19 protein-coding genes and 1 pseudogene are annotated in these 17,918 nt (G+C 65.8%); 11 read left to right on the top strand and 9 right to left on the bottom strand.

Annotated elements, in window-relative coordinates:
* Positions 1 to 108: 108 nt before the first annotated feature.
* Together AC4ELS_RS15155 and AC4ELS_RS15150 are read left to right on the top strand one after the other, a co-directional pair.
* The gene (locus AC4ELS_RS15155; RefSeq protein WP_448444560.1) at positions 109 to 975 is read left to right on the top strand and encodes a DUF732 domain-containing protein; all 867 of its coding nucleotides are present in this window, start codon (positions 109 to 111) and stop codon (positions 973 to 975) included.
* A gap of 231 nt (positions 976 to 1,206) precedes the next feature.
* Positions 1,207 to 1,683, top strand: coding sequence for a hypothetical protein (locus AC4ELS_RS15150; protein WP_064880397.1), 477 nt, complete (start codon positions 1,207 to 1,209; stop codon positions 1,681 to 1,683).
* A 164-nt stretch (positions 1,684 to 1,847) separates the two neighbouring features.
* Here the strand turns inward: AC4ELS_RS15150 and AC4ELS_RS15145 are convergent, their stop codons facing one another.
* Together AC4ELS_RS15145 and AC4ELS_RS15140 are read right to left on the bottom strand one after the other, a co-directional pair.
* Entirely contained in the window at positions 1,848 to 2,657 is an 810-nt protein-coding gene (locus tag AC4ELS_RS15145) for a L,D-transpeptidase (RefSeq protein WP_448444558.1), read from the bottom strand.
* Positions 2,658 to 2,886: 229 nt separating this feature from the next.
* Positions 2,887 to 3,153 carry a hypothetical protein gene (locus AC4ELS_RS15140; RefSeq protein ID WP_448444556.1) on the bottom strand — a complete coding sequence of 89 codons (267 nt, stop codon included), beginning with the start codon at positions 3,151 to 3,153 and terminating at the stop codon, positions 2,887 to 2,889.
* 930 nt (positions 3,154 to 4,083) lie between these two features.
* Between AC4ELS_RS15140 and AC4ELS_RS15135 the strand changes: the two genes are divergently transcribed.
* From AC4ELS_RS15135 to AC4ELS_RS15105, 7 genes are all read left to right on the top strand, one after another.
* Complete coding sequence (locus tag AC4ELS_RS15135; RefSeq protein WP_448444554.1) at positions 4,084 to 6,633, top strand: sensor histidine kinase; 2,550 nt, start codon at positions 4,084 to 4,086, stop codon at positions 6,631 to 6,633.
* Positions 6,630 to 7,085: a roadblock/LC7 domain-containing protein gene (locus AC4ELS_RS15130; protein WP_236734677.1), complete on the top strand. Its 456-nt coding sequence runs from the start codon at positions 6,630 to 6,632 to the stop codon at positions 7,083 to 7,085. The genes AC4ELS_RS15135 and AC4ELS_RS15130 overlap by 4 nt, the downstream gene beginning before the upstream one ends.
* Positions 7,082 to 7,459, top strand: a complete 378-nt coding sequence (locus AC4ELS_RS15125) for a DUF742 domain-containing protein (protein WP_499047964.1) — start codon at positions 7,082 to 7,084, stop codon at positions 7,457 to 7,459. The genes AC4ELS_RS15130 and AC4ELS_RS15125 overlap by 4 nt, the downstream gene beginning before the upstream one ends.
* Positions 7,440 to 8,024 (top strand): GTP-binding protein, encoded by a 585-nt coding sequence (locus AC4ELS_RS15120; RefSeq protein WP_064880340.1) that lies wholly within the window; start codon positions 7,440 to 7,442, stop codon positions 8,022 to 8,024. The genes AC4ELS_RS15125 and AC4ELS_RS15120 overlap by 20 nt, the downstream gene beginning before the upstream one ends.
* Before the next feature lie 40 nt (positions 8,025 to 8,064).
* Positions 8,065 to 8,850, top strand: a complete 786-nt coding sequence (locus tag AC4ELS_RS15115; protein ID WP_448444549.1) for an MHYT domain-containing protein — start codon at positions 8,065 to 8,067, stop codon at positions 8,848 to 8,850.
* Positions 8,851 to 8,952: 102 nt separating this feature from the next.
* Complete coding sequence (locus AC4ELS_RS15110) at positions 8,953 to 10,485, top strand: LVIVD repeat-containing protein (RefSeq protein ID WP_499047963.1); 1,533 nt, start codon at positions 8,953 to 8,955, stop codon at positions 10,483 to 10,485.
* Positions 10,482 to 11,114, top strand: a complete 633-nt coding sequence (locus AC4ELS_RS15105; protein ID WP_448444546.1) for a DUF305 domain-containing protein — start codon at positions 10,482 to 10,484, stop codon at positions 11,112 to 11,114. The genes AC4ELS_RS15110 and AC4ELS_RS15105 overlap by 4 nt, the downstream gene beginning before the upstream one ends.
* Before the next feature lie 10 nt (positions 11,115 to 11,124).
* On the opposite strand, the gene AC4ELS_RS15100 is transcribed toward AC4ELS_RS15105, so the two are convergent.
* The 3 genes from AC4ELS_RS15100 to AC4ELS_RS15090 form a co-directional block, all read right to left on the bottom strand.
* On the bottom strand, positions 11,125 to 11,583 hold the full coding sequence (locus AC4ELS_RS15100; protein WP_448444544.1) for a hypothetical protein: 459 nt from the start codon (positions 11,581 to 11,583) through the stop codon (positions 11,125 to 11,127).
* 84 nt (positions 11,584 to 11,667) lie between these two features.
* A complete protein-coding gene (locus AC4ELS_RS15095) occupies positions 11,668 to 12,153 on the bottom strand; it encodes an SRPBCC family protein (RefSeq protein WP_463791698.1) in 486 nt (161 codons plus the stop codon).
* Positions 12,154 to 12,155: 2 nt separating this feature from the next.
* Positions 12,156 to 12,494 carry an ArsR/SmtB family transcription factor gene (locus AC4ELS_RS15090; protein WP_064957474.1) on the bottom strand — a complete coding sequence of 113 codons (339 nt, stop codon included), beginning with the start codon at positions 12,492 to 12,494 and terminating at the stop codon, positions 12,156 to 12,158.
* A gap of 172 nt (positions 12,495 to 12,666) precedes the next feature.
* Here AC4ELS_RS15090 and AC4ELS_RS15085 point away from each other — a divergent pair, with 172 nt between their 5' ends.
* On the top strand, positions 12,667 to 14,517 hold the full coding sequence (locus AC4ELS_RS15085; protein ID WP_499047960.1) for a hypothetical protein: 1,851 nt from the start codon (positions 12,667 to 12,669) through the stop codon (positions 14,515 to 14,517).
* Positions 14,518 to 14,554: 37 nt separating this feature from the next.
* On the opposite strand, the gene AC4ELS_RS15080 is transcribed toward AC4ELS_RS15085, so the two are convergent.
* Positions 14,555 to 14,971 carry a nuclear transport factor 2 family protein gene (locus tag AC4ELS_RS15080; RefSeq protein WP_499047958.1) on the bottom strand — a complete coding sequence of 139 codons (417 nt, stop codon included), beginning with the start codon at positions 14,969 to 14,971 and terminating at the stop codon, positions 14,555 to 14,557.
* A 102-nt stretch (positions 14,972 to 15,073) separates the two neighbouring features.
* On the opposite strand from AC4ELS_RS15080, the gene AC4ELS_RS15075 reads away from it, so the two are divergent.
* On the top strand, positions 15,074 to 15,634 hold the full coding sequence (locus AC4ELS_RS15075; protein ID WP_499047956.1) for a PadR family transcriptional regulator: 561 nt from the start codon (positions 15,074 to 15,076) through the stop codon (positions 15,632 to 15,634).
* 36 nt (positions 15,635 to 15,670) lie between these two features.
* On the opposite strand, the gene AC4ELS_RS15070 is transcribed toward AC4ELS_RS15075, so the two are convergent.
* The 3 genes and pseudogenes from AC4ELS_RS15070 to AC4ELS_RS15060 form a co-directional block, all read right to left on the bottom strand.
* Entirely contained in the window at positions 15,671 to 17,161 is a 1,491-nt protein-coding gene (locus AC4ELS_RS15070) for a zinc ribbon domain-containing protein (RefSeq protein WP_499047954.1), read from the bottom strand.
* Between the two features lie 78 nt (positions 17,162 to 17,239).
* Positions 17,240 to 17,572, bottom strand: coding sequence for a hypothetical protein (locus AC4ELS_RS15065; protein ID WP_491839471.1), 333 nt, complete (start codon positions 17,570 to 17,572; stop codon positions 17,240 to 17,242).
* Positions 17,536 to 17,749 (bottom strand): annotated as a pseudogene (locus AC4ELS_RS15060) (hypothetical protein). Before AC4ELS_RS15060 ends, AC4ELS_RS15065 begins: the two are co-directional and overlap by 37 nt.
* Positions 17,750 to 17,918: the final 169 nt, after the last annotated feature.

Below are 17,918 nucleotides of genomic sequence, written 5' to 3'. Positions count from 1 at the left end.
CGGCGGGGTTGGTGCGACTGCTCAGCAGTGCGCCGGGCCGAGTGTTTCCAACCCGAATATGCGCAGGCCCGCTGTGCGAACGGTCTGACCGGCATATAACGGGTAGTGATGACCTGCCCGTATTGCGGATCTCCGCTCGATGCCGCCGACACCTGCAGCCGGTGCGGGCAGATCCACTCGTCCGCGCCGACCGGGTGGCGTCCGGACCCCACCGCGCGTCACGAAGGCCGCTACTTCGTCACCGGGCATCCGACGAATCGGGTGCGTGACGGCCGAAGCGCATCGAGCGATCCGGATGGCGGGCGGATGCTGCCGGACTACCTCGAACTGAAGACGTCGGGTATCAGGGCAACCTGGTTGGGAACGACGGCCGCGGCGGCGATCATCGTGATGGCCGCTGCCGTGGTCTGGGTGCTGCTGGTGGCCGGGCGCAGACCACCACCCTCGCCGGAAGCCGGATACCTCAACGCACTGAAGGACGCCGGACTCAGCGGTCAGTTCAACTCCGACGCCAACGCCATTGCCCACGGTCGGCAGGTCTGCCGTCACCTGGAAGACGGCGAACCCCAGCAGGGCCTGCTCGCCGACAAGATCGCGGTCGACACCTTCTGTCCGCTTTTCTCGCAGGGTTTTCACATACTCGAAAAGGCCAATGTCACGGGCACTTTCGTACTCACCGATAATTCCGGGGCCGAGGGCATCGTCTCGGACGGCGCAAAATGCCAGGGGGCGAACGGATATGCCGACGTCAATGCCGGCACACCCGTCACCGTCAAGAACGGCAAGGGCGACGTCCTGGCCACCACCACCCTGGGGCCCGGCAAGAGCGGTACCGCCAACTGCACTTTCACGTTCACCGTACCGCTGACCGAAGGTGAGGACCGCTATGTCCTTTCGGTCGGACGCCGTGGCGAATTCAGCTACAGCTTCGAACAGCTTGCGGCCAAAGGGATTCTGATGCAGCTCGGCCAGTGATGTTTGCGAAAACCACGTCCTGACGGGGAGTTCGCGCTGCCGATACCCTTCCTTACCACGCCGGACGCGGGCGGTTGGAAACGATGCGGTCACGAGTACGGCTCACTCACATGTCAACCCCGCAACCATCTGAGAACTTGTGTGGACACCGATTTCGGGCAGCTCTACGGTTGCGCTCGACACAATTTTCACCGATGTAATTTATCCGCACGAAAAAGGGAGTCGCTCGTGATGACCACCTTTGCCAACATCACCGTCAAAACTGCTATCGGCGCTGGGTTTTGCCTGACAGCAGTGGCGGCCGCGATGGCGCTGAGCCCGCATGCGGCAGCGCTACCACTCAAGACCGGCGGATATAAATGCGTCGACGGGGCCGCCGCGCCCGGTGCACCGTGCGCCGCGCCGGCGGTGGAAGCCGCGGGGGTTGTTCCCGCAGCCGCACCTGCAGCCGTGCCTCCGGTACCTCTGGCGCCGCCACCGGTGGTTCCGCCGGTCCCCCTGGCACCGCCGCCACCGATCGTTCCGCCCGTGCCGCTGGCACCCCCGCCGGTGCCGGTGGTACCCGCCGCTCCCGTCGTCCCCGCCGCCGCACCGATCGCCGCGGCTCCGGTGACGGTCGCCGCAGGGACCGGAAAGGGTGTGCCGACCGTGTCGCCCGGAGGCGGCCCGGTCGCCGGGACCCCCACGCTGCCCGGCCCCGCCGACTAACCCGTCCCCCAGCGCCAGAAAAGGCGCCTGGCTCGTGAGCCAGGCGCCTTTTCTGTGTCTTCTTCTGCGTGTCTGCCTTCGTGTGTCTTCGTGTGTCTTCGGGAGTCTGCAGCTGGGTTCTGCCCTGCCTCGCGCTGCGTTGACTTGCCTCGCAGCGGGATTCGCTACTCCTGGACGATCACCGGATCGCCGACGTGGACCGTGTTGAAGTACCACTCGGCGGCCGCCGGGATCAGGCTGATACAGCCGTGGCTCGTGTTGTCCAGCCCCATCGACGGCACGGCCCACGGCGCCGAATGCACGAACAGACCACGCTGGGTGAAGCGGACCGCGTAGTCCACGTCAAGGAGGTACCCGTCCGGCGCGTCGACGGGGATACCGACACTGCTGGAGTCCATCTTCACCGTGCGGTCTTTCCCCAGAACGGTGTAGGTGCCGACCGGGGTCGGATATTCCGGACGTCCCAGGGAGGCCAGCAGCACACCCGCCTCGCCGGCGTGCGGCAAGTGGTGCGGCGCGGGCAGATCGATCGGCGGCTCTTCACCGATCCCGTCGATGGTCACCGTGAAGGTGTGCTCGGAGATGTCTGCAACACCGATAACGGCTGGGCCGGTTTGGAACTCGGTCCGCAGGCCCCCGACCGACAGCATCACGGTGCTGTGCGCCGGCCAGAACTCGGCCGGCTTCCACGACACGACATTGGCGTCGAGCCACTCGTAGGTGCCCGCACGAGCCGGTGTCGACTTGAGCCCGAGGGCACGTTCGACGACAGGGCGGTTGGTGACCGCATTCTTGAACGTGACCACCACCGGATGCCCCACCCCGACGACGGAGCCGGCGGCCGGCGCGATCGATTCGATGGTCGACGTCAGCGGAAGGCTCACCGCCGCCGTGTCGACGCTGTTCGTACCGCCAGAGAAATAGGTCATGACGACCACGACCAGAACGAGAACACCCTGAACTACCGCGCGCATCAACCCGATCTCTCTGCGATGCCCCCATGATCTTGAACGATGTCATGGTATGGCTCGCGGACAGCCCGAATGTGTAGTCACACGTAGACAATTCGGTCAAGCGTTCGTCACGTTTCGGCTACGGCGTCGGGCCCGCGGCGAAGGGCCCGCGACCTACCTCGCCGACTGCACCATTGCGGTGGACGGCGGGGCGCTGCGCGCAGCTGAGACCGCGGAGATCTTTCGGACGTCAGTCCGCGATGGCCTCGTCGCGGACGGCGGGCAAGGTGAGGACCCGAGCGCACGCCAGAGGGGTCACCAGGGCGTTGGTCCGCAGGCCGGACTGCGACGGACGCTGAGATTCCACGTCGGGCGCGTCGTCCTCATCGTCAAGCCGATAGGACGACGGATGCCTGCGCTTGGCCGCGGCGAGTTCACGGGCGTACCGCTGCGACGAACACCACAGTGGGTGCGTCGCCAGCTCGATAACCGTCGAGCCGGCAGCTTTTGTCGCCATGTTCAATGACCTCCAGCGGAGCTTCACGACACTTCTACTCAGTGCCAAGCGTGCTCGGCCAAGCTGAGACGGTGCATCGAGTTGGCCGTGGACTCCTTAAGGATCCCTCTTAAACGTCTTTTACACATCCAAAGAGCTTGAACAGAGACGTAATTCACATTCCTGAATTTGACATTGTTTGCTGTGACTGCTCCGGCAAGTCGAAGTGCGTCACGGTGACGCAATGACCCCGTGCATCCCAGCCAGTCGCGGGACCGCTACCCGCCAACCTCCGAGAACGCCGGCCTGCCCGACGCCGGATCCGTGACAACCCGCCGAAGACGGATGATCACGCATCACCGTCCCGCGCAGCAGAATCCATCGACTGTCGCGGTCCCCGTCCCGATCCGGGGTGTCACCCACGACCCTCAGAGAGACGGTGCGGGCTTCCCCGACAGCTTCACCCCGGCCATGCGACGGGCCGCCGGGTAACCGGCCCCTGGTTTGCCGTATATACAGCGGGCCGTCGAGTGCCGGCCGCAACCTGCCGCATCGCTCACCCGGGGACGCGTTGTTGAGTTTCTCAGGGTGTTCCGTCGTCGCCGTCGTGGATTCCAGCTACCGGATTCACCGCCGCGACCCGACTACCCGTCGGGGGAGCCCACAAGAATCGGGCCAGTTTCTTACATTCGCAAGAAACTTGCATGTAGGGCGACTCACAAATTAAGGAAGCACGCCAGCGAACGCGCCGCGGTTAGCCCCGTCGATGCGCAATCGTTACCAATCATTTAACCTGTCCCGTGGCCGAGCTGCCCTTCTAGAACGTCAATTAGCTCGGCGAAGGGTGGTACGGCTGTGGATGCACATGATCCGAGCGTCGGAGAACATGCGCGTCCGACCGTGACTCGGGCGTCTCGCGCATCGATCGAGAGCTGGCCGCTGCGGTGGAAAGTGGCAGCGACGCTGGTGCTGCCGATCATGCTCGCGGCGACCTTCGGCGCAGTACGTATCTACAACGAGCTGTCGGCCGCATCGCGGCTCAACCTCGCGTCGGACAATGCCGTGATCGTGGTGCCTGCGGTGGAACTGGTCGACCGGATCGACGGGCTGGCGTATGCCGCCGCCTCGGGTGCACCGATCGACGAACCGCTCGCACAATTCGACGAGAGTGCCAAGGCGCTCGACACCCTGATCAAGTCCGCCGACTTCGACTCGACCGTCGCCACCGAGCTGACGACCGCGTCCTCCACCGCCAAGACGTTGCGCGACGACCTCAAATCCGGGCCGCTGCCCCAGCAGGTGATCGCCGAGCGGGCGCAGAACGTGGCCTCCGGCGTCGTCTCCGCGATCGCAGCGACCACCGCCACCGTGGACGACCGCACCGTGCGCCCGCTCGCGGACCAGCTCGTGGACGCCCTCGCGGCGCAGCGTGCACTGACGGCACAACGGATACTGATCGCCGCGCCCGATTTCGCCGATTCCGATGAGCTGCGCAGCGAGGTCGCAGACGCGGCAGGCGCAGAAGCGGCCGCGATCGATCGGCTCAACCGGCTGATGACGACCGACGAGACCACGGCGCTGTCCAAGGAATCCGACGTCCGTCGCGCCACCTACACCCGACCGTCCGACGACAACGTGCACGCGCCCGCGTTCACCGACGCGATGCGGGCCAGCGTCGAGGGCTACCGCGCCATGACCCAGGACCTGTCCGCCGACCTCGACGGCACGTTGCACCATCGGGCCAACGCCCTGCGGTCCGATGCCCTGCGTGACACCGCGATCATCCTCGGTGCGGTGCTGGCCGCTCTCGTCTTCGCGCTCGCCGTCGGCCGCTCGCTCATCCGGTCGATCGGCCGCCTGCGCCAGGGGGCGCTGCAGGTCGCACAGGTCGAGCTACCCGAAGAAATCGAACGGCTCAGCAAGGGCGGCGGCATACCGGAGATCGAACCGCTGCCGTTCCGCACCAATGAAGAGGTCGGACAGCTCGCGCGCGCGATCGACGACATCCACTCCCAAGCCGTCCGGCTGGCCGGCGAGCACGGTGTCCGCCTGCAGATCGGCGACATGTTCGAAACCCTGTCCCGCCGAAGCCGCTCACTCGTCGAAGAACAGCTGGCCCTCATCGAGACACTCGAGCTCGACGAGGAAGACCCGGTCCGGCTGGATCACCTCTTCCGCCTGGACCACCTTGCGACGCGCATGCGCCGCAACGGGGACAACCTCCTCGTCCTCGCCGACACCGTGGAACGCCATCGGGTGTCCGCGCCCGTCGCGCTGCCCGACATGCTGCGCGCCGCCATGTCCGAGGTCGAGGAGTACCGCCGGGTTCAGGTCGGACACCTGGCCGACGTCTCGATCGCCGGCTCTGCCGCCGGCGATATCGGCCACCTGGTCGCCGAACTGCTCGACAACGCGCTGCGCTACTCGCCGCCCGATGCGCCCGTGTTGGTCACGGTGGGACGCGCGATCGACGCCGGCCTGCTGGTCGAGGTGGCCGACCGCGGACTCGGCATGTCCAAGGACGACTTGACCGCTGCGAACGACCGGCTCGCGCTCGGTGGCGAGGTGACCTCCGAAACCGCCAAGCGGATGGGGCTTTTCGTGGTCGGCCGGCTGGCGGGACGTCACGAAGTCACAGTGCGGCTGCGCACCACCTCGGCGTTGACCGATCGGCCCGGTGTGACGGCAAGTGTGCACATCCCCGGCACGCTGGTCTCGCCCATCGGGGTGGGTGAGTCGCTCGACGATCTGCGCAACGGCTCGTTTACCGGGTCGCGACCGCAGCCCGCCGACGAAGGACGGAATGCGCTGACGAGTGCGGCCACCGGCGCGCACGCCGAGGCCAACGGCTCGCAGGCGGCGTCGCTGCCGTCGGAGCGAGGGTCCGACGCCCCGGCCCGGGCCACCGTCAACGGGCTGCCGAAACGCTCGCCCGGTGCCAGCGGCGTCAACGGCACCCCCGCTCCGGTGACCGCATCGACCGCGCCGGCGCCGGCGTCTCCGGCCGCACCTGCGGAACCCGACCGGCCGCAGCGCGGCAACCCGCTGTCCTACTTCACCTCTGGAACATCGGCCCCGGCCGCTGCCGAGCCCGCCGACGCTGCGCCCATACCCGCCACCGAGTCCGAGCAACCGCACATTGAGCCGGAGAGTTTGGAGAGTGCACCGATCTTCGAGCGGATGGCCTCGGAGTGGCTGATGGATCCCACCGCGCCCGAATCCCGCAACCGGGTCTGGTCCAGCTCCGCCGACGCGGGCTGGGCGGCTGCAGCAAAGGCTGTCGAGCAGGAAACCAAGCGGCACACGGCATCCGGACTGCCGATCCGCGAACGTGGAGCGCGCCTGGTGCCCGATGAGGCAAGATCAGAACCCCAGGCCAAGGCCAACGGGGGCAACGACCCCGCGGCGATCCGCGACATCCTGAGCCGACAACTGGCCGGCGTTCGCAGAGGCCGAGCCGAAACCGACGCAGCACACAGCCGAATCGAAGGAGATCGATGAACACCGGCACGCAACCACAGGATCGGTCCGCGGGGTCTGCTGCAACACCGTCGGGGACCTCCGGCACCCTCGACTGGTTCGTGTCCAACTTCGTCCGTGATGTACCTGGCGTGTCACATGCGATCCTGGTGTCGGCCGACGGGCTGCTGATGGCCTCGAACTCCCACCTTCCGGCTGACCGTGCCGAGCAATTGGCCGCCGTGACATCGGGTTTGGCGAGCCTGTCGAACGGTGCCGCCCGGCTGTTCGAGGCCGGCAACGTGCGCCAGTCGATCGTCGAGATGGACGACGGCTTCCTGCTGTTGATGGGCGTTGGCAACGGCTCGTACCTCGCCACCCTGGCGTCGATCTCGTGCGACATCGGCCAGGTCGGCTACGAGATGGCCCTGCTCGTCGACCGGGTCGGCAAGACCGTGGAGGCGACCCCGCGCGCCGGCCATGGTGCTCGATGACGCTCAGCATGGACAGACCCGAGCAGAAGCAGACCGCAAGCCGCGCCCGGCCGTACACCCTCACCGGCGGGCGGACCCGCGCCCGGGTCGAGATCCCGATCGAAGCTCCGGTGGAGGCCCTGCTGCCCTCCGGTGAACTCGACTGCGCACCAGGCGATATCCCCGCCGTGATCGTCCGGTTGTGCAGCAGCCGGCCGTCGATCGCCGAGATCTCGGCTCACGCCGGTCTGCCGATCGGAGTGGCCCGGGTGCTGGTGAGCGACCTGGTGGACAGCGGCCACCTCCGAGTTCACGCCACCCTGACCGACCACTCGACCGTTGCAGAACGGCGCCTACTGATCGAAAGGACCCTCAGTGGCTTACGCGCACTCTGACTCCGGCTCCACGGTGTCTTCGACGAAGATCGTGATTGCCGGCGGCTTCGGCGTCGGCAAGACCACGTTCGTCGGCGCCGTGTCGGAGATCGTGCCGTTGCGCACCGAGGCCCTCGTCACGAACGCCTCGCAGGGACACGACGACCTCGAAGCGATTCCCGGCAAGGAAACCACCACGGTTGCCATGGATTTCGGCCGGATCACCATCGCCGACGACCTCGTGCTCTACCTCTTCGGTACCCCGGGGCAACGGCGGTTCTGGTTCATGTGGGACGACCTGGTCCACGGCGCGATCGGCGCCGTGGTGCTCGTCGACACCCGCAGGCTCGAGGACAGCTTCGCCGCCGTCGACTTCTTCGAGGCCCGCAGCCTGCCGTTCCTGATCGCCGTCAACGAGTTCGACGACTCCCCGACCCACAGCATCGAAGAGCTTCGTGAGGCGATGTCCGTGTCGCCGAACGTACCGATCATCACTGTCGATGCCCGGCAACGCGACTCGGCGAAGAACGCGTTGATCGCCATCACATCGTTTGCGCTGGAACGCCTTCCGACCGCAGCGCCCTAGATCCACAGCCCGCCAGTCTCACAGTCTCGAGGAATCCACCGTGAACCACCAAGTACATCACTTCGACATGGGCCTCTGGCTGCTGTTCCTGGCATACATCGTGTCGGTGACCGGATCGGTCGTCGGCCTGGCATGCACCCGTTGCGGTGCAACTGCGACCAACGGACGCGACCGCCTCCGCTGGCTGCTCATGGCTTCGATCGCCATCGGCGGCGTGGGCGTCTGGCTCATGCACTTCATCGCGATGCTCGGTTTCGCGATCCCCAACAGCATGGTCCGCTACCACCTCGGCTGGACCGTCGCGTCGGCCGTCATCGCGATCGCGGCGGTATTCGTCGGCCTGATCACGATCGGTCGCACCTTCGATCTGACGCGCCTGCTCGCCGGTGGCGTCATCACCGGGCTCGCCGTCGCGATGATGCACTACACCGGCATGTGGGCCGTCCAGATGCAGGGCACGATGACCTACGACACCGCGCTTGTCGTCCTTTCCTTCGTGATCGCCGTCGTCGCCGCCACCGCCGCGCTCTGGTTCACCCTCGTCCTCAAGTCCCGTGGTCTCCGATTCGTCGCCGGCCTCGTGATGGGTGTCGCCGTCGTCGGCATGCACTACACGGGCATGGCCGCGGTGCGCGTCGATGTCGACCACACGATGCCGGTTCCCGGTGGGCCCGAAGTGTTCTCGTTCCTGTTCCCGGTCTTCGTGATCGGCCTGCTCGCGCTCGTGGTCCCGATCACCGCAGTGATGCTGGCTCCTGATCGCAGCGCCGAGAACGCGGACTCCGAGTCACGACCGGTGGCAGCGACGGCCGGGCGGCACCGGTAGAACGGTGCCCACGGGCGCAACACTTCGCCGCCTGACTGTAAAACTGTCCGAATCTGACAGTTTCTGTCCGCAGCGACGTTCCGCAATGCCATGATGCGGTCGATGCTGGACAACCTCCTCCGCGCGGTATGCGTCGCGCTTCTCGTGGCCATCGCAGGACTGGGGCCGTCGGCTGTGGCCCACGCCGGACTTCCGCCGGGATACGACACGCGCTTCGACATCTGGCCGACCGCGGTCGACAAGGCGCAATGCCGACCGGGCGACCGGGTCGAGACCGGATTGCAGGGTGAGGTGCCGGTTGCGGACCGGGAATCCCACCGCAGCGCGCAGGGCTACAACTGCAACATCGACCTGGTCGGTCAGCACCAGGGCACCGGCGCAGGCATCACGAGCACTTCATACAAGAACTGCACCTACGTCGGGTCCACCTGGCCCTACACCAACGGCGTCCAGGTGATCGACGCGTCCGACCCTGCCCACCCGGTCCAGGCCGATCTGCTCACCGAGCCGGCGATGGTCGGCGGAACCTGGGAGTCCCTGAAGGTACACGCGGGCCGGGGGTTGCTGGTCGGAACGGGCGTTCCCCTGTTGTTCGGGGGCGGCTACATCTCCATCTACGACATCTCACAGGACTGTCGGCACCCCCGGCTGCTCAACGAGGGCGCCGGTTCCCTTCCCGGCGTACGGATCCCGATGCTCACCCACGAGGGCAACTTCTCGCCCGACGGCAACACCTACTGGGCCGGGGGCATCATCTGGAACAGTGCGGTGGACATCACCGATCCGACTGCTCCGCATGTGGTGTGGAGCGCGCCGGTCGGCTGGGCCTCACACGGCATGGGCTTCGCACCGGACGGGCGGACCATGTACATGTCGCAGTTCAGCGGCTTGACGGTGCTCGACACCTCTGCGGTACAGGACCGGGTGGCACCCGATTTCACCATGCACCAACTGCTTCCGGCCTACAGCCACAAAGCCTGGGTGGACGGGCAGGAGGCCCAGCACAGCGTCTACGTCACCTACCGAGGCGTACCGCACATCTTCACCATCGACGAACTCGGTTCCGGGGGCGTCAAGCTGTTCGACGTCTCAGACCCGACCGACCTCAAGCTGCGCAACATCATCAAACTCGAGATCAATCTGCCCGAACACATGGACAACTGGACGAGCAGCGGTGGATTCAACGGGGTGTTCGCCTACGACTCTCACTACTGTTCGGTGGACCGGCAAGACGATCCGACGGCCCTGGCCTGTGGCTGGATCCAGTCGGGTATCCGGGTGTTCGACATCCGCGACCCAGAGCACATCACGGAACTCGCCTATTTCAACCCACCGGCACAGTCCGACAAGAAGTACGAGGACCTACCCAATTCGATTCACGTCTACAATCTTTCGGTTCTCGCGACCCCACCACTCACCGGAATATTCGGGGTGGGACGGGCTGCCCTCGACGGGAAGATCCAGCTTTCCGACATCGTGGTGGGCAACCGGCCGGGCTGGGGACAGCCGGCCGATTTCTCCGCAGACTGGTGCATGTCACCACCGGAGTTCCGGGGAAACCTGCTCTACGTCACGTGCTCCGACAACGGGTTCATGACCCTGAAGCTGGACCCGACCGTCTACCCGCCACGATGAGCGCTTCCATTCCCGCCCGCATTTTCGGCGCCACCGTCGTCATCGCGGCCGCCGCGTTTCTCGGCGCGTTCGCCGAATCCCACCGGCACGACAGCCCACCGCCACTGATGTCAGAGGCCGACGTGACCTTCGCGCAGATGATGATGACCCACCACCAGCAGGCGATCACCATCTGCGACCTGCTCAGCGCGGACGCCGCTCCCGAAATACGCACGCTCGCAGACCAGATCAGACTTCAGCAACAGGCGGAGGTCGGCACCATGGTCGGTTGGCTACAGCTGGCGGAACAGCCCCTTAACCCCACGGTGCCCACAGAGCACACCGGACACGGCATGTCCCATCACCACGACACCGGACAGCCCCTCGGCATGCAGATGGGGATGGCGTCCCCCGATGAATTGGCCCGCCTTCAGCGCGCCACCGGCCCCGCAAATGAAGCCTTGTTTCTCCAGTTGATGACCCGCCACCACCAGGGCGGCGCCGAGATGGCATTCGACGAAACCCGCGATGGCTCCAACGAGGCGATCCGGCGTACGGCCCTGGCCATGGTCACCGAGCAGACGCAGGAGATCCAGGTCATGGAACACCTGATGAAATCGCGGGCCGCCACACCCCTGCCGTATCCGTGAGGCGGAAACGCTAACCCCAGTAGGAGAAGTTGCAGACGGGGTTCACCTCGGTCTTGAACGACACCAACTTGTCGCCGTCCATCGTGATCGTGCAAGTGAGCGTGGCACTTCCGCCATCGGCGGCGACCTCCGACTCCACCTCCTCATAGACGGAGTACTGCTTTTCCCACGGCAGCGTCACGTTCGATTCGGTTTGCTCGGCACCGCCGTTGATCCGGTAGCGGATCGTCACCGGGGCGGATCCACCGAGGACCTTCATGACCGCCGTACCGACCGGCGCCCCGGTCGGCTCGGCAGCCTTGGGCGACTCGGTCGTCGTAGGAGCCGGTTCGGTCGAGGCGCTGTCGGAGGCCACAGCGCTGGTGGTTTTCGCCACCGGGGTTCCTGCGGTCGTCGTGCATCCCGCGGCCACCGCCGCGGCCGACACGACACTGATGGTTACCCCGACGAGACCCCTGAGCGGATGCATACCTGAGATTACGACGCGGAGGTGGGCCCGGATCGCTTATCGCGACAAGTGATTGCCCACCGGGCCCGATCCCCGCTCAGTCGGTCAGGACGCGATCAGCTCATCGATCTGGTTGATCGCCGACGAAGCACCCTCGACCACACCCATGTCCAGGACCTGCTGAAGTGCTTCGGCGGACTCGTAGGTGCTCACGTAGACGGCACGGGTCCCGCCGTTGTGCTCGGCAAAGGTGTAGACGTTCTTGGAAACCGGCATCTCCGGGTTCGGGTTGAAGTCCTGGTCGGCGAATCCGTCGTCGAAGGCGAAGCTACTCGGCTCGTCGACGGCGGTGACCTCCCAGTAGCCCGCGTGCTTGTCACCCTCCGGGCCGGTCATGAAGTAGGTGACGCGGCCACCCGGTGTGAGGCTGTGGTCGACCACAGTGGCCGGGTAGGTCGGCGGCCCCCACACCTTTTCGAGCTGACGCGGGTCGGCGTACACCTGCCAGATGCGCTGCACCGGCGCCGCGAAGTCGGCGGTGATGGTCAGTGTCAGTTTGTCGAGGTCGTGTTGAACGTCGGTCACGGGCATGGTCAGTCCTCCTTGGGATCGGATGCGATCAGTTCATCGATGCGTGCGATGCGGCCACGCCAAACCTGTTCCAGCTCAGTCAACATGGACGCCACCGACCGCACTGCCTCCACGTCACCGCTGGCCAACTGCTCACGACCGTTGCGCCGCTTTGTGATCAGCCCGGCCTTTTCCAGCACGGCGACGTGCTTCTGCACTGCCGCGAAGCTCATGTCGTACTTCGCCGCAAGCACCGAGACCGAGTGCTCCCCCGCCAGGACCCGGCGCATGATGTCCCGCCTGGTCCGGTCGGCGAGCGCGTGGAACAGGGCGTCTGCCCGGTCCTCGTCACGCTCGGTCACTTCTCAAATATACAACCGATTGGTTGTATGTTGTCAAGCGGTTCGTTCCGAGATTCGTGACTGGCATCACACGTTGTCATATATATTGAGCCGGCATGTGTTCGCTGCGGCCGGCATTCCCGTCACCGGCGGATGCGGACAACGTCGGGGAATGTCAAGGGGGACATCGATAATGGCGCACGGTTCACGCTGCCCGAAAACAGCCAAGCGCATACCGCTGCGGTACAGCCTGTCCGTCATAGCGGTCGGCATCGGTGTCGGGATCGCAGGCACCAGCGCGCACACCGTTGCCTGGGCGGACCCCAGCGCCTCCGGGTCATCCGGCTCATCGGGCCAGTCGTCGAGCCATACGAGCGCGGGATCCGGCCACGGCCCCAAGAAGCCGACCGACCGTCGCGGCAACCGGCCGGGCAAGACATCTCCGTCCTCGCCCAAGACCCCGGCCGCCGGCACCACATCCCCCGCGCCGACCTCGTCGGACGAAGACGACGACACATCCGCCGTACGGTCCCCCATCGCCTCCAAGGCGAATTCTCCGGCACCGCAGCAGGAGTCGATCGCCGATTTCGTCCGCGGGAAGCTGCGCGACATCAGGCCCACCGCTCCGGTCCAGCCCGACGGCACGCAGCCGGCCAAGTCCGACTTCTCGCCGCGAGCCACCCCGAAACGCCTGGCCGCGATCACGTCGTCAGCGCTCCCGGACGCCACGCCGTCACGGGCGCAGGCATCGGCACCGACATCGGCTCAAGCCCCGGTGATCAAGGCCACGCTGCCGGATCTCACCGCGATCGTCCGGACCGCCCCCGATACCACCGCGAAGGCAATCCCGCCGACCGCCAAGGTCGCCGCGGTCACCACGACAACCAAGACCACACCGAAGCCCCCTGAGCCGCTCTCGCCGATCGCCAAGATCGCCGAGCTGCCCGGCCGCATCGTCAACACGGTGCTGCAGGTGCTGGACATCACCGTGTCCGCCAACGGGCCGAAGAGCCCGCTCGACTTCGCACCGATCAACAACGCCCTCTTCGCGGCGTTCCGCGAGATCGAAGGACAGCTGGGGCTGACCAAAACTCCTGCCGCGCAACCGGTGCCGCCCACGATGACGTATGACGGGCCCACCACCGGCAAGACCCCGACCGTGTCGCAGTTCCTCAACGCCGCGACCGCCGCGTACGTGTGGGGCGGTACCCCGGGCGACCTGAAACCGTTCGTGGTCAACGGCAAGCAGATGCAATCGACCAATGTGCTGACCGGTATGTCCGGCAAGGCCTGGGTGACACCGGCCGGCCAGATCATCATCGCCTACCAGGGCACGACGGGCGGCACGAACCTGCTGCACAACCCGCTGATCGCGATCTCCCAGGTGATCGCCGATACGCAGGTGATCTTCACCGACACCCCACCCCAGGCCTTCCTCGACTCGGTGGCCTTCGAGCAGGAGGTGGAGGCCGCCGCGATCGCACAGGGCTACCGCAAGGAAGACATCTTCGTCACCGGGCACTCACTCGGCGGATGGGAAGCCGCGTACGTTGCGCAGCAGACCGGCGTCGGCGGCGTCGGTTTCGAGAGCCCCGGCCTCAACACCACGGTGCCGGGCAACGGCGCCGACTCCGGGTTCGTCAACGTGCTGACCTACGGCGACACCGCGGCCTACTTCTCCACCGACCTGCCCGGACTGCAGCCGTTCATGCCGGAGTACGTGCCGGGTGGAGGCAGCAAGCCGCACTACGGATCGATCGTGATGATCGGCGATCCCGACGCCGCGATCCCGCTGATGAACTCGGCCGCGCTGCTGAGCACCGGACCGATCGGCGCCGCGATCTTCGTCGCCGACATCCTGGTGAACTTCCTCCAGTACCACCTGCCCGGCATCCAGGCCTACCACCTGGGCGTCAACCCCGACCCCGGCGTGGTGCCGTGGCTGGGCAACGCGTCGGGACCGGTGAACGCCGACTACGCCGACATGACGATTCCGGAACTGAAGAAGGCGGCGTCGGATGCGGGGACGCTGATCAGGCCGTGAGCAGGCCGCTGGTCAAGCGACAGCGGCGAGCCGCTGATCAAGCAGTGGCGGACTCTCGCTGAATCTGTTCTGCCGCTTCGGCTTTGATCTGTTCGAATTGCGCAGCCATCGCCTCGGACAGTGCGGTGGCTCCCGACAGGGGCCGAACCATCACCATGAAGTCGTCGATCTTGCCTTCGTCGTCGACATGCAGGAAGTCGCACCCGGTGATCTTCTTGCCGTCCACCGTGGCCTCGAAGACCAGTGCGTGGTCACGGCCGTCGGTGTCGGCGATCTCGCGGATGTAGCGGAAGTCCTCGAACACCCGCATGACTCCGCGCAGGATCGCCGCAGTGATCGGCTTGCCCGGATACGGCTTGAACGCCACCGGACTGGTGAACACCACGTTGTCGGCCAGCAATGCCTCGATCGCCGCCTCGTCACGTGCCTCGACTGCCTCCCGGAACGGATGCATATGACACCTCCTCAACCCATTCATCGACTAGCGGCGATGGTAGGCGCGCGCCATTCGTATAGTCAACATTTTGATTATTCACATTGCTGCTAGCATCGGCTCATGGCGTTACGCGACGCGATCCTGGCCACGCTGCTCGACGGCGAGGCGTCGGGCTATGACCTGGCAAAAGGGTTCGACGCGTCAGTCGCCAACTTCTGGATGGCAACGCCCCAGCAGCTCTACCGCGAACTGGACCGCATGTCCGCCGAGGGTCTGATCGAAGCGCGGCTCGTCGAACAGGACCGGCGGCCCAACAAGCGCCTGTATTCACTGACCGACGCGGGTCGCAAGGCCTTGCTCGAGTTCACCGAGGTGCCGCCCAAACCCGGGGCAATCCGGGAGGATCTCCTGGTACAGATCCAGGCCGTGGACTCGGGCAACATCGAGGCCGTCCGCTCCGCGCTCGCCGAACGCCTGGAATGGGCTACTGCCAAGCTCGCGCGGTACCGGCGCGGCCAGGACCACCTCCTGGCCGGACGTACCGAAGACGCCTACCTGGCCGAGGCCGACCGCATCGGCCCCTACCTGACGCTGCTGCGCGGCATCCGGTTCGAGGAAGAGAACATCGAGTGGGCGAGCCGGGCGCTGGCCGTCATCGAACAGCGACGACCCAGGCACTGAACAGTTCCTAATTCCATGGCAGTTCATGGTGTTAGGTCACGCAGCGGTTGAGCTGCGTCCGCGGGCACCTGTGATGCCGTGGACCGCGCCTAGTGCCGGCAGGTTCCACCGGTGGCGGTGGTCGCTGTCGAGCAGTCGGCGGGTGTTCTCCCGCGAGCGTGGACCAGTGCCGTGCGGTAGTGGTCGAGAACGTCTCGACGCCACGGTCCTGGACGCGTTCACGTCCGCGTGAAGCTTCTTGCCGCAAAATCCACACACGAACCGTGACTGGGTTTTGCGGTTGGTGTTGTGCACGTAGCCGCAGCCGCTGCATTGCCGGCTGGAATAGGGCGCCGGCACCTGGGTGACAGTGATCCCGCGGCGTTCGGTCAATCGCTGCAACCGGGCTTTCAAGACGCGGCGGCCGGTGCGGGTGCACAACCGGTTCATGCGTCGAGACAGGCCGCCGCCGCGGAAATCCAGACGCTCGACCACCAGTTCCCGAATGTCGGCGTCCGCCAACCGGTTGAGCAGGCGTCCGATCTCGTTGGTCACGAAATCACGTATCCGCTGCTGCAGCTTGCGGTATACCGCATCGGTTTTGAGCGCGATACCGCGGCGCTGCAGATCGGCGGCCAGCGGTTCGAGCATCGCGTCGAGTTCGCGAAGCCGTGCCAGCATCGCCCGACCCAACAACTGTCCCTGACTGGTGGCCAACAGTGCTGAGGAGAACCCGAAGTCGAGGCCGATCACCGTGCCGGTGGTGCGCAGCGGGGTGTCGGGCTCCTCGGTGATCAGTGACACCTCCACACCATGTTCGGTGCGGTGCAATTGGATCGCCGCGCACAGCTTCCCGCCCCGGGCTCGTGCGGTGTCGAGTTCGCGCGTGAACCTCGGGTTGGTGTGCAGTGGCACCTGAAGGGGTTTCCCACGAACCAGGGTCGCGACTTTCACCCAATACCCGACGCGTCCCTGTTGTGTAGCGGTCCGGGCCGGCTCGGCTTTTGCGACGATCCCATCCAAGATCAGGGTGTTCATCCGCGACAGATTCGGGAAGCCGATCTTCGTCTGTGCGTGTTTGGCTAGGCGCCGCGCCAGCTTCAAGATGTGCGGGTCGACTGCCATCCACACCACATCGCATGTCTTGGCGACCCGATCGTGTTCGATCGGCACCAAGTGCTCACCGTCGTGGACCCATGGCAACTCCAACCGGGGCGCCCACCAGGCTTTGCGGGCGTTGATCCGGTACAGCACCGTTTTGTCGTGCTCGGCCAGTGTCGAACCGGTGATCAGGCCTCGGACCTGGTCCTGCACTCGCACCAGCCAACCGGACAGGCTGGCATGCACCATGTTCTGGGCCGACTTCAACTGCCGCGCCGACAACCTCGTCTCGAACGACAAGTGCTCTCTGGGCATCGCCCGCCAGCGAACGAGCTGTTCCCCGACGAGCAGTTCCCGGTGTGACAGCGAGGCCAGATGCCCCATCGCATACCGAAACTGCGGGAACAACGCCCGCAACCCCGCCACCTTCGCCCTATTGGCGGCCACAGTGTGACGATGCGCAGCGATCATCTGCGGTTTACCCGCTTCCCGCGGCAAGTTTCGGGTCGAGATCGAGCGCTGCGATCACCGCATCGGTCCAGCCTCGCGCCGACCGCAACCCGTACTGCCGCGGCGAAACCGACAAGGCACCACGAAATCGTCGAGCAGATCTGCCTCATCCTCGGTAGCAGCATCGGCCACCAGCGTCCCCAACGAGTCCTCCTTCAAAAACACCGTCGGCTTCGGCCGAGAGTCGTTCACCCCGGCTGTGACCTCCTTGATAACAGCCACCACCGACAACCCAGGTGCGTTCGCGAACGCCGGGCCGAGCTTGCGATCCCACACCGCCGCGAGCGCGGACACCGCCGGGTGCGGGTCACTCAACAGGGCGCCCGCCCGCCCAGCGGCGTCATCCACGGTCGTGCCGAGCACAGCCTCCAGATCGCGGCGGGCAGTTCCGTGCTTGGCGGGCCCCACCAGTGCCAACAACAGCCACAACCCCAACGGTGAGGCCACTGCGTGCCCACCGAGAACGTGCCGGTTGAACTGGGCAGCGTAGGCAGACACAAGCTCGGGGTTACCGGGGCCGGACATGGGCGAACCTTAACTGCCCATACGGACATTTTCGGGTAGGCAGATTCTCGTCGAGCGCTGCCTGCTGTACGCCTAATGGGAACTGATCAGCGAGCCTACGACCGGTAGTGGTCTGATCGGGTGAAGCTGATTGCCGAGCCGCTGGTCGGTGAGCACTGTGTGCGCCTGG

This window comes from Mycobacterium shunyiense (assembly GCF_058270035.1).
The sequence above is the reverse complement of the archived record's forward strand: the minus strand, read 5'-3'. Positions and strand labels throughout refer to the sequence as shown.

Excerpts from the sequence above, each read along its gene's own strand:
- AC4ELS_RS15155 (WP_448444560.1), top strand. The coding sequence starts at position 109 with ATGACCTGCCCGTATTGCGGATCTCCGCTCGATGCCGCCGACACCTGC.
- AC4ELS_RS15150 (WP_064880397.1), top strand. The coding sequence starts at position 1,207 with ATGACCACCTTTGCCAACATCACCGTCAAAACTGCTATCGGCGCTGGG.
- AC4ELS_RS15145 (WP_448444558.1), bottom strand. The coding sequence starts at position 2,657 with ATGCGCGCGGTAGTTCAGGGTGTTCTCGTTCTGGTCGTGGTCGTCATG.
- AC4ELS_RS15140 (WP_448444556.1), bottom strand. The coding sequence starts at position 3,153 with ATGGCGACAAAAGCTGCCGGCTCGACGGTTATCGAGCTGGCGACGCAC.
- AC4ELS_RS15130 (WP_236734677.1), top strand. The coding sequence starts at position 6,630 with ATGAACACCGGCACGCAACCACAGGATCGGTCCGCGGGGTCTGCTGCA.
- AC4ELS_RS15125 (WP_499047964.1), top strand. The coding sequence starts at position 7,082 with ATGACGCTCAGCATGGACAGACCCGAGCAGAAGCAGACCGCAAGCCGC.
- AC4ELS_RS15110 (WP_499047963.1), top strand. The coding sequence starts at position 8,953 with ATGCTGGACAACCTCCTCCGCGCGGTATGCGTCGCGCTTCTCGTGGCC.
- AC4ELS_RS15105 (WP_448444546.1), top strand. The coding sequence starts at position 10,482 with ATGAGCGCTTCCATTCCCGCCCGCATTTTCGGCGCCACCGTCGTCATC.
- AC4ELS_RS15100 (WP_448444544.1), bottom strand. The coding sequence starts at position 11,583 with ATGCATCCGCTCAGGGGTCTCGTCGGGGTAACCATCAGTGTCGTGTCG.
- AC4ELS_RS15095 (WP_463791698.1), bottom strand. The coding sequence starts at position 12,153 with ATGCCCGTGACCGACGTTCAACACGACCTCGACAAACTGACACTGACC.
- AC4ELS_RS15085 (WP_499047960.1), top strand. The coding sequence starts at position 12,667 with ATGGCGCACGGTTCACGCTGCCCGAAAACAGCCAAGCGCATACCGCTG.
- AC4ELS_RS15080 (WP_499047958.1), bottom strand. The coding sequence starts at position 14,971 with ATGCATCCGTTCCGGGAGGCAGTCGAGGCACGTGACGAGGCGGCGATC.
- AC4ELS_RS15075 (WP_499047956.1), top strand. The coding sequence starts at position 15,074 with ATGGCGTTACGCGACGCGATCCTGGCCACGCTGCTCGACGGCGAGGCG.